Annotated in this window: 16 protein-coding genes; 14 read left to right on the forward strand and 2 right to left on the reverse strand. The window is 38.7% G+C overall.

Annotation, left to right across the window (positions count from 1 at the left end; translation table 11 throughout):
- The first annotated feature begins 60 nt into the window (after window positions 1-60).
- The 4 genes from PHH40_00730 (at window position 61) to PHH40_00745 (ending at window position 3,303) form a co-directional block, all read left to right on the forward strand.
- Complete coding sequence (locus tag PHH40_00730) at window positions 61-234, forward strand: hypothetical protein (protein ID MDD2766273.1); 174 nt, start codon at window positions 61-63, stop codon at window positions 232-234.
- Between the two features lie 79 nt (window positions 235-313).
- Window positions 314-1,144: a response regulator gene (locus PHH40_00735; GenBank protein MDD2766274.1), complete on the forward strand. Its 831-nt coding sequence runs from the start codon at window positions 314-316 to the stop codon at window positions 1,142-1,144.
- Window positions 1,145-1,314: 170 nt separating this feature from the next.
- Entirely contained in the window at window positions 1,315-1,710 is a 396-nt protein-coding gene (locus PHH40_00740; GenBank protein MDD2766275.1) for a nucleoside-diphosphate kinase, read from the forward strand.
- A gap of 231 nt (window positions 1,711-1,941) precedes the next feature.
- Window positions 1,942-3,303, forward strand: coding sequence for a hypothetical protein (locus tag PHH40_00745; protein ID MDD2766276.1), 1,362 nt, complete (start codon window positions 1,942-1,944; stop codon window positions 3,301-3,303).
- Here PHH40_00745 and PHH40_00750 read toward each other — a convergent pair whose 3' ends face one another.
- Window positions 3,304-3,741: an NUDIX hydrolase gene (locus tag PHH40_00750; protein ID MDD2766277.1), complete on the reverse strand. Its 438-nt coding sequence runs from the start codon at window positions 3,739-3,741 to the stop codon at window positions 3,304-3,306. It abuts the gene before it with no gap.
- 439 nt (window positions 3,742-4,180) lie between these two features.
- Between PHH40_00750 and PHH40_00755 the strand changes: the two genes are divergently transcribed.
- The 10 genes from PHH40_00755 (at window position 4,181) to PHH40_00800 (ending at window position 11,748) form a co-directional block, all read left to right on the forward strand.
- Entirely contained in the window at window positions 4,181-4,822 is a 642-nt protein-coding gene (locus PHH40_00755; GenBank protein ID MDD2766278.1) for a deoxynucleoside kinase, read from the forward strand.
- Window positions 4,823-4,915: 93 nt separating this feature from the next.
- On the forward strand, window positions 4,916-6,199 hold the full coding sequence (locus PHH40_00760) for an Hsp70 family protein (protein ID MDD2766279.1): 1,284 nt from the start codon (window positions 4,916-4,918) through the stop codon (window positions 6,197-6,199).
- A gap of 118 nt (window positions 6,200-6,317) precedes the next feature.
- Window positions 6,318-6,443, forward strand: coding sequence for a hypothetical protein (locus PHH40_00765; GenBank protein MDD2766280.1), 126 nt, complete (start codon window positions 6,318-6,320; stop codon window positions 6,441-6,443).
- A gap of 72 nt (window positions 6,444-6,515) precedes the next feature.
- Window positions 6,516-7,925, forward strand: a complete 1,410-nt coding sequence (gene aspS / locus PHH40_00770; protein MDD2766281.1) for an aspartate--tRNA ligase — start codon at window positions 6,516-6,518, stop codon at window positions 7,923-7,925.
- 24 nt (window positions 7,926-7,949) lie between these two features.
- On the forward strand, window positions 7,950-8,687 hold the full coding sequence (locus tag PHH40_00775) for a peptidase E (GenBank protein ID MDD2766282.1): 738 nt from the start codon (window positions 7,950-7,952) through the stop codon (window positions 8,685-8,687).
- Window positions 8,688-8,691: 4 nt separating this feature from the next.
- Window positions 8,692-9,267, forward strand: a complete 576-nt coding sequence (locus PHH40_00780) for a CYTH domain-containing protein (GenBank protein MDD2766283.1) — start codon at window positions 8,692-8,694, stop codon at window positions 9,265-9,267.
- Window positions 9,264-9,611, forward strand: coding sequence for an inorganic diphosphatase (locus PHH40_00785; protein ID MDD2766284.1), 348 nt, complete (start codon window positions 9,264-9,266; stop codon window positions 9,609-9,611). The genes PHH40_00780 and PHH40_00785 overlap by 4 nt, the downstream gene beginning before the upstream one ends.
- Window positions 9,612-9,635: 24 nt before the next feature.
- A complete protein-coding gene (locus PHH40_00790) occupies window positions 9,636-10,553 on the forward strand; it encodes an aminoglycoside phosphotransferase family protein (protein MDD2766285.1) in 918 nt (305 codons plus the stop codon).
- An 11-nt stretch (window positions 10,554-10,564) separates the two neighbouring features.
- The gene (locus PHH40_00795) at window positions 10,565-11,044 is read left to right on the forward strand and encodes a hypothetical protein (GenBank protein MDD2766286.1); all 480 of its coding nucleotides are present in this window, start codon (window positions 10,565-10,567) and stop codon (window positions 11,042-11,044) included.
- Window positions 11,041-11,748 carry a hypothetical protein gene (locus PHH40_00800; protein MDD2766287.1) on the forward strand — a complete coding sequence of 236 codons (708 nt, stop codon included), beginning with the start codon at window positions 11,041-11,043 and terminating at the stop codon, window positions 11,746-11,748. Before PHH40_00795 ends, PHH40_00800 begins: the two co-directional genes overlap by 4 nt.
- 62 nt (window positions 11,749-11,810) lie before the next feature.
- Here PHH40_00800 and PHH40_00805 read toward each other — a convergent pair whose 3' ends face one another.
- Entirely contained in the window at window positions 11,811-12,413 is a 603-nt protein-coding gene (locus tag PHH40_00805; GenBank protein ID MDD2766288.1) for an acyl-homoserine-lactone synthase, read from the reverse strand.
- Window positions 12,414-12,417: the final 4 nt, after the last annotated feature.

Genomic DNA, 12,417 nt, shown 5'->3' on the forward strand with positions numbered 1-12,417 from the left:
ATTACATTAAATCCTTGAAAAGTAAAGCTTTGTTCTCGTAGAAGTAGAAATTAGTCTTATATGAGCAAGAGTTTCATCGAAGCACACGGAGGCAAGATCTGGGCAGAATCCGATGGTCCAGACAAAGGATCGCGATTTATCATCGAACTCCCGATCAAAAACACTCATATTCAGATCGGTACCTCTGATCAACTAGCAGAAGCGAATGGCAGAGAAGTTGAAAAAGAAAAGTAACAGAAGTGAATTTGAAAGGGATGTTTTGTTTTTTTCTTTTTTCTGGTAGTATATAGGTAAAGATATGTAATAAAAAAATATGCCAAAGATTCTTTTCGTCGAAGATGATCCATTTATTGCTGAAATTTATAAGAAAAAATTTGCGAGCTCTGGTTTTGATGTGCTCAATGTCATAACTGGGAAATCAGCACTCAAGGAAGCTCTCGAACAGAAATTCGATTTGATATTGCTTGATCTCGTGATCCCAGAACTGAGCGGTACAGAAGTGCTTCGTGAATTACGTCACAATCCTGAATACGATCCGAATATGAAAATTGTTGTGTTCAGTAACCTGAGCTCACAAGAAGATCGTGATGAGTGTCTTGGTCTCGGTGCCAATGGATTTATCTCCAAGACAGAATTTTCTCCATCGGAAGTTGTCGTCGAAGTCAATCGCTTCCTGAGTCAATTCAGTGAACAGGCCAAGAATTCTGCTCGTTTCGAAAAACAAGGTACAGCAGAACATGAAGATGCTCCGGTAGTAGAGGGAAAAAAGATTCTCTTTGTTGAAGATGAGGCAGTGTTTATCGATATGTTTGGCAAGCGACTCCGAGATGAAGGATATGTCGTGACGACATGTCGTGACGGTGTCTCTGGACTACAGGCAGCACTTGATGGGACATTTGATCTCGTGATTTCAGATGTGATGATGCCAGGAATGGATGGTCGCGAACTCGTGATGAAGTTGAAAGAAGCAGAATCAGAAAACAATACTCCGATATTTCTGTTCTCCGCATCACTCGACGATAGAGATGTTCAGGCACTTATTGATTCCAAGATTGCCGAGGGAGTATTTCTCAAGACACAAATCACTCCTAGTGAACTCACTTATGCCGTCAATGATTTTTTCAAGGAGCAATCAGAGAAATAAATAACGATGTACGTATATATTGCGTAGTTATAGTTCCTTATAAATTTTCCACTTTTCAGATACGGAGGTTAAGAATGTATAATCCCGAGTCATTATATGATGTTAGCGAAGAGTACATCCGAGAGAGTCAGATACTTGATTCAAAAAACAGGCCAATCTGTTTGGTTTGGGTGAACGGTCAACAATTCAATTTTTATGTTGGACCAGACGCGCATGGATTTATTTTTGAGGATGAGGAGGGCGAGTACATCAACGTTGGGAATGAGAAGAGGTGGTGGCGCGGAACATTAGAGCCAATTCCTAATATTCTGAGACCCGACAGATTGAATGAGTTTGGGTTTTGTTCTATCAAGCCGGATGCCTTTGAAAGAGGCTTGGCTGAATTCATCAGGGCAGAAATTGAGTCGATGGGACTTGAAATTATTGGAAAAAAAGCGGTGTTAATTGAAAAGTCAGAATTATTTCGGCTTTACCCGTACTTTTTTGAATCCGAGTGGGAATCAGTTTTGATAAAGTACTTTTGCTCGGCACCAACATTGTTTATGATTCTCAGAGGCAATCAGTGACAGAAAATCTTCTCAAGCTGAGAAAAGCAATGAGACTGAAATTTAGGAAGTCTGAAGAACACCCGATTCGAAACATGTTCCATTGCTCAGATTCACAACTGGAGGCTATTCGCGAAGCGAGTATATTTTTTGGAGCAGAGGAATTACTTAAATTGGTCGGTTGTTCCGAAGACCTGTAGATAACGTTTAGCTGAAGCAGCTAGACGTTATTTTTAAAATAATATCTTATATATGGAGAATTTATTTTTTCTAATAGGAGGTAGTTTTTTAATTATATCAATATTTTGGCTCTTAAAAATTTTAAAGAGTTTTTTTTGGATTAAAAATAGCGCTGTTAATAATATTATTTTTAACAGCGTTGATAATAACATCCGATTCTTTATTTTAATACCCGTACTTGATGAAACAGCCATATTGGAGGATACAGTTAAATATTTTTTAAAGATTTCTCGGGTTTTTAAAGGTTCTAAAATAATTATTATTACTACAGAAAAGGAGTATCGATTTAATCACTCTGGAAGTAAGAATGATACTGTTGCTTTATCAAAATCATTAGAGGGGCAATTTAAGGATGTAGTACATGTGCATTATCCGGATGTTGATGGCAAAATGGCACATCAGGTAAATTACGCTGTTAATTTCGTAAAAAATAACTTAGATAAAAAGGACTTTTTTGCTCTTTATAATGCAGACTCTAGGCCTGATATTAGAACATTTAGCTGGATTAATAATTTCCAACTCAATAAACGGCATGGCAATTCTTCAGAAGTATTTCAACAGTATGGGAATTACCTTGGAAACTATTTAAAAATTGTGTCTATGCCCAATTTTTTTGAGAAAGCAATTTTAGTCTCTGCATCATTGTGGCAAAATAGATGGAGCATTGGTTTTGAAATACCACATTCCTTGAATCAACTCAAAAAAAGAGAGAGGGGCAATTTTTTCTCCTTTCCAATGAATTATTGTATTGGGCACGGACTCTTTTTCTCGTGCAGAATTTACGATAAGGTTAGGGGTTTTTCTGAGAATATGCACAATGAAGATGCTATTTTTGGTCTGAAGTTAAGTTATTATCAAGATACCATTGTCCCAATTCCATTTTTTGATGAAGCCTTCTCCCCGGAGAGTGTAAAGAGTTTATTTTTCCAAAAAGTCAACTGGTTTTTTGGACCACTGCAATCTTTTGAATACTATTCCCAAATAATAAAAGATGATCATTCGGTGAGAAAGAGTCGTTTGTTAGTGCTTACTTTAAAACTATTTAGCCATGCTGTTTATTGGATTTTCGGGCCGCTTATGATGATGTTTCTTTTTATCTATGCATTATTGTCAGAAACAGCGGCAATTTGGCTTTTCTTTAATTTAACTTTTATTTCCTTTTTTATAATTCCAAATTTCTTTTCTTGGTTAATTACGCGGAATAGAATAATTGCCAGTGAGATACCAGCAATTATTTTTTATTTATTTGTGGGGAGCCTTTTTTTCTATGCGTTGCACGGTCTCGCCGGATGTTTATCCCTATGGCGCTATCTCGGTCACATAATGTTTGGGCAACCACTTATTCAAAAGAATAAAACTGCGTTGTACAAGTAATTATTTTTGGCTGTAACCTACTAAATGGTGACTATTTTTTTTGAGGATAGCGAAAAGGCTAGGAAGATATTCAACAGTTTTTATGTTGATAGGTATTTTATCTATAGATACCCATTGATGCTGGTCGTGATCTTCTTTATTTAAGAGTATATTAGTCTCATTGCATACGCCAATAAATATAAGACGAATAAATTGTTTGTTCTTTTTTCTATCGATATTTGATGTGTAATGAAACAGGCTAAGGTTTTGAATATCAATCCCTGTTTCTTCTTTGGTTTCTCGAATAGCTCCTTCTTCTGGATCTTCCCCGTCGTCAAGTGTTCCTCCTGGGATATCCCAAAGACCAGGTAGAGTGTCCTCGCTAAGTGATCTCCGAATAAGGAGCACCTCTCGGTTCCCATTGAAGAGAACAGCATGTACAATTATTCCTTTGTCCATATTAGTTAAAATTATTTTTATTACACTATTAATTCATTGACTTTATTCATAAACTATAGCATAGTGTAGAGTATCCTGGAATAAACCAAATGGATATTGATTTAGCAAGAAATTTTTGTAAGGAGGCATTTATAAAATTTGAATTGTGGGGCTTTTTCGACAGAAGTGGTAATGTCAAAAAGTTTTCAAATGATGTACACAAAGAAGTTGTCTATGGATGTGAACAGCGACGGCCCTTAGAAAGGATGCATATAAATTTTAAGGGAGATGTTATTTTGTGCTGTATGGATTGGAAATGGCAGCATAAATTAGGAAATGTGAACGAGAGGTCTTTAGAAGAAATATGGAATTCTGAGATTTATAATGAATATCGTAAGTCTATTTACAATAATGGATCAGGAACACGAACAGGTCTATGTAAGAAATGCAAGTTATCGTTATGATGATTTCATTTGATGGCAATGTTTATGTGGGAAAAACGACTTTAATTAAGTCATTATCTCAGAGATATGGTTTTTCTACCATTGATGAACACTCTTTTTTTATTAATGATATTCAACAGAAAGATTATTATGAGAATGAGTATGTTAACACGCAGGCACGATATCTTGATGTAGATATCCAGAGAGGAAAACTTCTTAGAAATGGCATCAATCTTTTAGACAGGAGTTTTGTTTCTGTAAGTGCCCATGTTTATGCTATTTATAAATTGGGGTTGGTTGATATAAGAAGTTCATATCTTGAACTCTTGGTATCTAAGGTGGGGGAAATATTAATACCAGACATATTCGTTTTTGTAAGTTGTGAGTATGAGACTTCGCGTGCAAGATGTTTTGAGAGTGGTAATAGAAAACAAACGGGGGATTTATATCTTTCCGAACAATATTTCAGGTTCGTGAAAATATTTAATGTTAATTTTATCTCGATGGTTAATGGCCATGTTATTGATACAGAGAGCATCTTTACGGATACATCGTGTGTTGATATGTACAATCGAATTGTTCTCAATTCAAGAAATAAAAAAATAACAAAAGACACAGTAGCGATGATTGATAACATTCGAAACTGTCTTGATCTATAAGGATTTATAATAGAAACTGTTGCTATTATAATGCTTTTGTGATATAAATGTATGTTACCAAGTTTGAAGTAACAATTGAACTTTACCAATTGAATGAAGGAGAAAATCATGAGTATAACCTTTGGACTTGATTTTGGAACTACGAACTCTGTTTTGGCAATTTTGCAAAATGGCCAAGTAAAAGTTGCGAGTATTGATCCGAGCGGGGCTGTAGAAGAAACCCTGAAATCAGTTCTTTTCTTCGACGAAGAAAATTATGTGGCCGTTGGTCAAGAGGCTATCAACCAATACGTTGGTTACGGTGGTGTGTACGGTCGCTTCATGCAGTCGATTAAGGCGTTTTTGCCAAACAAAAGTTTCACTGAGACATATGTTTTTGGTAAGCGTTACGAGATTGAAGATCTGATAGCCTTAATTTTGAAAGCTATCAAACATCATGGTGAGCTTTATGTCGGTCACGTTGTGGACACAGTAATGATGGGACGTCCTGTTATTTTTTCGGAGGACAAGGAGTTAGATCTTTTGGCCGAAGAAAGATTGCGAGCCGCCGCCCTGCGTTCTGGGTTTACGAATATCCATTTCGTATATGAGCCTATTGCTGCTACGCTTGCTTACGAATCACAACTCAAGTCAGGTGAGGAAAAACTTGTTCTTATGGGTGATTTTGGTGGTGGCACCTCGGATTTTGTTGTTATGCGTCTTTGCGGCCGTGACACGCCGAAAAACAATCGGAAGGATGATATTCTCTCCATTGGGGGGGTGTATATTGCTGGTGATGCTTTCGATGCTTCTATCATGTGGCACAAAATAGCTAAACACTTCGGCAAAGGGGCAAAAGTCTATGGTGCCTCGAATCGTCAAATTCTTGATATGCCGATTTGGATTCCGCAGACACTTTGTCGGTGGCATATGATTCCGCAGCTTCGTAGCAAGAAAACACTTCAGATTATCCAATCTCTTCATGGTGTATCTGACGAAGATCGGAAGGCTTTGGAGAATCTGCGTACGCTCATTATGGAAAATCTTGGGTACTTGCTGTTTAGGGCCATTGAAAAAGCGAAGCGGGAGTTGTCTGATAACGAATCTGCCATTATTGAATTTTCCGAGAAGGGGGTTGTAATTCACGAGGAAATTACAAGGGAGGAATTTGAAATCATGGCTGACGATAACTTTCAGAAGATTAACGCTTGTGTAGATGAAACATTGGTTCGCGCAGGCGTGTCTTTGTCAGATATCGATACCGTCCTGTTGACCGGCGGGTCATCGTTTATTCCAAGAATCCGAAGAATTTTTTCGAGTAAATTCGGAGAGGAAAAAATAATATCGATTGATGCGTTTATGAGCGTAGCCTATGGGCTCGGCCTCTGCGCATCATAGTGCTGATTTCTGTTTGAGTCTTGGTTGTTGTAATAATGACCAAGACTTTTTTTATGATTTGAGTTATGGTAGAATGATATATTATTGATTCGTTGTTTTTAATTTAATCGTATGAAAGATGGATCGTATCATCGTCATCGAAGATGGAAAAATTGTCGAGTCTGGTTCACACAAAGAACTCATTGCCAAACAAGGAAGTTATTGTCATTTCTGGCAACAGCAAACTGACGGATTTATTGAATAAAAATAGGATGCTTGTTTTTCGGAAGCCTTTTTGTTATGATAAAGTTATATTTAAGCCATTGTCATAACATCTATGGAAGCCAAGAAACGTGTTCTCATCGCTGAAGCATCAAAATATATTGGAAAAGAGGTGAAACTGTCTGGTTGGATAGATGTACGCCGTGATCATGGTAAACTCATCTTTCTCGATTTGCGCGATATGAGCGGTAAAGTGCAGATGGTAGTCCTCCCGAATCATCCAGAGGCCATAGCAGTCGCACAGACCCTCCGTTCTGAGTGGGTGGTGGAAATAGTAGGGAGTGTGAATCCTCGCCCAGAGAAACTTGTGAATAGCGAGCAGGAGAATGGTGCTATCGAAATAGAAGTGCTCTCGGTGACTGTTCTCAATACTGCCGAGACACCAGCATTCGATGTGTCTTCTGATGGCAAAGAAATCAGTGAAGAACTCCGTCTCAAATATCGCTATCTCGATTTGCGTCGTGATCGGATGCAGAAGAATATGCGGAACCGTCATCTCGTGACGAATTTCGTCCGCAATTTCTATACCCAAGAAGGATTCGTAGAAATCGAAACGCCCAATATGACCAAGTCGACTCCGGAAGGATCACGTGACTATATCGTTCCTTCTCGTATTGATAAAGGAAAATTCTATGCCTTGCCACAATCCCCACAACAGTACAAGCAACTGCTGATGGCCGCTGGTTTCGAGAGATATTTCCAAGTGGCTCGCTGTTTCCGTGATGAAGATACCCGCGGTGATCGTCAGCCAGAGTTCACGCAGATTGATATGGAAATGAGTTTCGTCACGCAGGAGGATGTGATGCAGATCAACGAAAAACTCATCACAGAATTGGTACAAAAAATCTATCCCGAGAAAAAAATCCAGGAACTTCCTTTTCCACGTTTGACATACCAAGAAGCAATGGAGAAATATGGCTCAGACAAACCAGATATCCGTACCGATAAGAATGATCCAAATCTTCTTGCTTTTTGTTGGGTGATAGACTTTCCTTTTTTTGAGAAAGATGATAAAGGTGGCTGGACATTTACACACAATCCATTCTCCGCTCCGAAACCTGAGTTTATGAATGACTTGATGGAGAAGAAAAACATCGAAAGTATCGGAGCAGCACAATATGATATGGTACTCAATGGCTACGAAATCGGTGGTGGAGGAATACGAAATCATAACCCGGAAGCTCTCAAAAAAGTGTTTGAAGTGATGGGATATTCCGCCGAAAGAATTGAGAAAAATTTTCATCATATGCTCGAGGCTCTCGCTTCGGGGACACCACCGCACGGAGGACTGGCATTCGGATTTGATCGATTGATGATGCTCCTTCAGAATGAACCGAACATTCGTGAAGTTATTCCTTTTGCAAAAACTGGTGAAGGACGTGATCCAATGATGGAATCACCATCCGAAGTCTCTCTTGACCAGCTCATCGAACTCGGCCTCCGTATCACGAAAGAAGAGAAGTAGTTTCGGCTCTTAAAGAGAATCTTTATGAAGACTATCGTCGCTATTGGAGGAGGGGAAATAGGAGAATTGGAAACTCTCTCTATTGATCGTGCGATTGTGAAACTTACAAAAAAGGATCATCCGAATGTGCTTTTCATCCCAACGGCGAGTAGCGATTCTACTGGATATGCAGAAACTTTTCAGAAAGTGTACGGGAAGAAACTCGGTTGCGATATCGATGTCCTCTATCTTTTGAAAGAAAAACTTTCTAAAAAAGAAATTGAGAAGAAAATTCTCTCAGCTGATATTATTTATGTCGGCGGTGGAAACACGCTCCGGATGATGAAAGCTTGGCGAAAAAATGGTGTGGATGGATTGCTCAGAAAAGCTCATAAAAAAGGGATAATTTTGGCAGGTCTCAGTGCAGGATCCATTTGTTGGTTCCGTTATGGATCGAGCGATGCTCGGAGATTTGCAAATCCGAAAGATACTTCTTTTATGCGGGTACGTGGTCTTGGTATCATTCCACTGACTGTCAGCCCACACCATATTCGCGAGAAAAAACTCCGAGATGCTGGATTGGTAAAATTGATAAAGAGAACTCCTGGTATCGGACTTGCTCTTGATGATTATACAGCGATTCTTATTCAAGATGATCGATACGAGATATTGAAATCAAAAAAAGATGTTGGAATCGTCAAAGTGTTCCGGAATAAGGGAAAGATAGAACAGATTCCTCTCAAATCATCAGGAACACTCGTGGAATTATTGGAGAAGAAATAAATATATGAATATCGAATATGAAGCGACGTTTCCTGATATTGAGAAGGAAGAGATGCGTCTTATATTAGAAAAATCAGGGGCGACGCTGATACGACCAGAGTTTCTTCAGAAGCGAGTCGTATTTGCTCTCCCGACAGGACATGAAATCACAGGTGGGTGGGCGCGTGTACGTAATGAGGGAAACAAAATAACGATGAGTCTCAAAATAGTCGATGGAGACAAGATCGAGAATCAACGAGAGATCTGTCTGACTGTCGATAGTTTCGAGCAAGCAGAACTGTTTCTCACCACTATCGGATGCAGGAAGAAGTCATACCAAGAAACCAAGAGAGAATTGTGGATGATGGGTGACACCGAAATCACTATCGATGAATGGCCTTTTCTCCGACCGTTTCTGGAAATTGAAGGGAAGTCTGAGGAGGTTGTGAAACAAGTGACAGAGAAACTTGGTTTGGATTATAGAGAGGCGCTTTTTGGCGCAGTCGATATCATCTACATACATCAGTATCCCCATCTCACTTTTGATCGTATCAACAAGACGCCTCGTATCGTATTTGAAGGTGAGAATCCTTTTTTATGAAAAACTATGCGACGAAATTCATCGGGAGTATAGTTGATATACAAATCGACAGACCTCTGGGTTCGAAACATCCAAAACACGGATTTGTGTACGAAGTGAATTACGGATTTGTTCCTGATACTCTGGCACCAGATGGAGAAGAAATCGACGCGTATTTCCTCGGAATAAACGAACCCGTAGAGAAACAGAAGGGGAAATGTATCGCTGTTATCCATCGGACCAATGATGACGATGATAAACTCGTCATGATCCCTCAGTCGATGAATGATATGAGTGATGAAGATATCGAAAAGCTCACCCATTTCCAAGAGCAGTTTTTCACATCAGAAATAGTGAGGAAATAAATCTCAGTGAATCTATCGATAATTATGAATAATTCAGATTTTCAGACAAGACTGTGTGGTCGTATTGAAGAGAAACTTAAAATACGAATTGTCGATATGCACATTCCTCCACAAGGAATGTCGAGCAAAGTATTTTTTGTGAAATCTGATACAGAGAAGAAATACGCTATTAAATACGGCAATGACGTAACGAAAGATGTTTCTGCTTTGAAATTGATTATGAAGGAGGGTATTGATATCCCTGTTCCACGATTGTATGCGTCATTCCTTTTTGAAGAAACTCCCATAATTATTCTAGAAAAAATAAACTTTCCTTTGCTAGAATCGGTCTCAAAAGATCAAATGCCAAAGTACATTCCATCGATGATTGGAAACTTGAGGAAATTGCATTCAATAAAATTTGATAGATCAGGGTCGCTCATTGATTCAAAAAGTGAAAAATCGTGGAAGGAGATGTTGTCCGCGATATTTGATGGTGATGAATTTGATTGGAATGAAATTGCCAAGCGAGAAGGGCTCGATACGGAGTTGGTCCTGTCATCAGTGGAAAAAATAAGAGAAAAAATAAACAACACGGTTTTTGAAGAAGGAAATTATTCTCTTCTTCATACGGATTTTAATCAGAGAAATTTATTTGTTGATCCGAAAAGTGATGAAATAACAGGAATTATTGATTGGGAGGAGGCTTTATTTGGTGACCCTCTCTATGATTTTGCTCGAGTACGTATGTTTATGTGGCATTTTGGCTTTGATAACTCGTCTATTCAAGCCTACTATGATTTGATGAACTATACAGATGAACAGAAAGCGCTCGAAAATCTATATCGGCTTGTCCTGGTTATTCAGTATCTCGCATGGTATTCTGAAGATCTAAGTGAGTTTGCTCGAGGAAGAATCAAATTGCATCAGGATTATTTGCGGACGTATAATTGGGAAAAATAGAAATGGAAAATATGATTATTTTTGTAAATGGATCAATAAATTCTGGGAAAAGTACGGTGGCAAAGTTACTTGCTTTGAAATTGCCTAGAACAGCTTTGCTCGAGATTGATGCATTATGTGAATGTATCGCATGGATGCCTCTTGCAGAGGCGATTCCTATCAATTTAGAAAATGCCATTTCTGTGATTAAAAATTTTGTAAAAAGGGATATAAATGTTGTTGTTCCTTATCCTCTTTCACAAAAGAATTATGATTTTCTTATTCAGGAATTGAAATTATTGAATCAAGATATTTTTGTTTTTACTCTGAATCCGCCACTAGAAATAGCTTTAACGAACAGAGGAGAACGAGAACTGACCGTAGAAGAGCAAGAAAGAATCAAATATCATTATGAAATCGGAATCAATAAGCCAAACTTTGGTACAATTATTGATAACTCCAAACAAACACCAGAAGAAACAGTTGGAATAATTATGAAATCTATTGTATGAAAAAGTATCCAGAAGTGACACTTGTGATTGATGTAGAAAAAGATATTGAGAACGCTACTTATTTTCTGAAGTATGAAAAGAATCAATTCTTTCGAGACTGCTTTTTTCGTGGCGATTTGAATTTTATTTTGAGTGAAAAGTTTTCGAAGAAGGAACAGGGAAAAGTTATCGAAGCATACGTACGAAATTTCTTCAAAGAACATAAGAAAGAAATCGAAAAAGGACTACTTCTCGTAAAGCGAGACTGGAAAAAGAAAGAAAAGAAATATCTCGCGCTTATCGAGAAGATGTTCCGTGGACGTAAATGGCTAGAAGGGGAATATAGAGGTATTGTAAGTATTTTCAGGATGTATCCCAGGTGGATAGAACAAAAAACATTTTTCTTTCCTTATGCCCACCAGAAACCAGGATTTGCAAACGGTGTCATCGCGCACGAGATGCTTCATTTTTTCTTCTTTGATTATATCTTTGAGAAGTATGGCCTCAAAGAGGGTTCAAAAATAAAAGGAAAAGAATCAGACTATATCTGGAAAGTTTCAGAAGTATTCAATGTTGTGATGGAAAATTGGAAGCCGTATACGGATATCATCGGACGTGCAGGGAAGCCGTATCCTGGACAAGAGAAAATGTATAAAAAAATGCAGAAGCAATGGTTTAAAAATCAGGATATTGATTGGTTACTCGATCAGTGGCTTCAGAAATAGAAAAAAATCCCTCGGTACAGTTTTGTACACGAGGGATGTTTCTTGATGGAGGTGAAACGAGATCAATGGCTCAGATGTATCTGAACGGGAATGAATTGATCAGCCCCTTTACGCTTGATCGTTGTTGCGGTGAGCCTCTCGAAATATTCTTTTCCAAATATCTTGTCGAGCCGTTCTTCCAGGTAGACCTTGCGAATGGTCGCAAATACCTTTCGGAACCCACCCGTTTTGGCGTAGGTGTATACGGCCAAGTGAAGGGCGAAGAACACGAGCTTACTCCCAGATGTATTGATCATCCGAGAAATTTCGATGGCATCCCGAGGGATGGCTATCTGCTCAAATTGACTCAATCCTTCTTCCATAGGGAGGGGATTGCCGAGCAAGAGTTTTTTGTGGATGATACGACATCCAGCCACCGCTCGATCACCCTTCATCACAACAATGAAGATTGATGCGAGGTCGTAGCGATCCCGCTCCTCACCCCGTGGTTCTTCCCAATGATGCTTCTTGGCGAAGACATCATCACGAAGCTCATAAAAGAGCTTTGCTAGTTTCCGATCCCTTGGTGCGACCGGATTGACACGGATGATCCTCATTCCCAAAAGGACGAGAATCATAGCCAGTATCTTGCTGATAGTCACAAATGACCCAATGAAGAATTTCACGATT

The sequence above is a fragment of the Candidatus Moraniibacteriota bacterium genome, from assembly GCA_028688415.1.
Taxonomy (GTDB): Bacteria; Patescibacteriota; Minisyncoccia; order Moranbacterales; family UBA1568; genus UBA1568.

Excerpts from the sequence above, each read along its gene's own strand:
- PHH40_00730 (MDD2766273.1), top strand. The coding sequence starts at position 61 with ATGAGCAAGAGTTTCATCGAAGCACACGGAGGCAAGATCTGGGCAGAA.
- PHH40_00735 (MDD2766274.1), top strand. The coding sequence starts at position 314 with ATGCCAAAGATTCTTTTCGTCGAAGATGATCCATTTATTGCTGAAATT.
- PHH40_00745 (MDD2766276.1), top strand. The coding sequence starts at position 1,942 with ATGGAGAATTTATTTTTTCTAATAGGAGGTAGTTTTTTAATTATATCA.
- PHH40_00750 (MDD2766277.1), bottom strand. The coding sequence starts at position 3,741 with ATGGACAAAGGAATAATTGTACATGCTGTTCTCTTCAATGGGAACCGA.
- PHH40_00755 (MDD2766278.1), top strand. The coding sequence starts at position 4,181 with ATGATGATTTCATTTGATGGCAATGTTTATGTGGGAAAAACGACTTTA.
- PHH40_00760 (MDD2766279.1), top strand. The coding sequence starts at position 4,916 with ATGAAGGAGAAAATCATGAGTATAACCTTTGGACTTGATTTTGGAACT.
- PHH40_00765 (MDD2766280.1), top strand. The coding sequence starts at position 6,318 with ATGGATCGTATCATCGTCATCGAAGATGGAAAAATTGTCGAGTCTGGT.
- aspS (MDD2766281.1), top strand. The coding sequence starts at position 6,516 with ATGGAAGCCAAGAAACGTGTTCTCATCGCTGAAGCATCAAAATATATT.
- PHH40_00775 (MDD2766282.1), top strand. The coding sequence starts at position 7,950 with ATGAAGACTATCGTCGCTATTGGAGGAGGGGAAATAGGAGAATTGGAA.
- PHH40_00780 (MDD2766283.1), top strand. The coding sequence starts at position 8,692 with ATGAATATCGAATATGAAGCGACGTTTCCTGATATTGAGAAGGAAGAG.
- PHH40_00785 (MDD2766284.1), top strand. The coding sequence starts at position 9,264 with ATGAAAAACTATGCGACGAAATTCATCGGGAGTATAGTTGATATACAA.
- PHH40_00790 (MDD2766285.1), top strand. The coding sequence starts at position 9,636 with ATGAATAATTCAGATTTTCAGACAAGACTGTGTGGTCGTATTGAAGAG.
- PHH40_00795 (MDD2766286.1), top strand. The coding sequence starts at position 10,565 with ATGATTATTTTTGTAAATGGATCAATAAATTCTGGGAAAAGTACGGTG.
- PHH40_00800 (MDD2766287.1), top strand. The coding sequence starts at position 11,041 with ATGAAAAAGTATCCAGAAGTGACACTTGTGATTGATGTAGAAAAAGAT.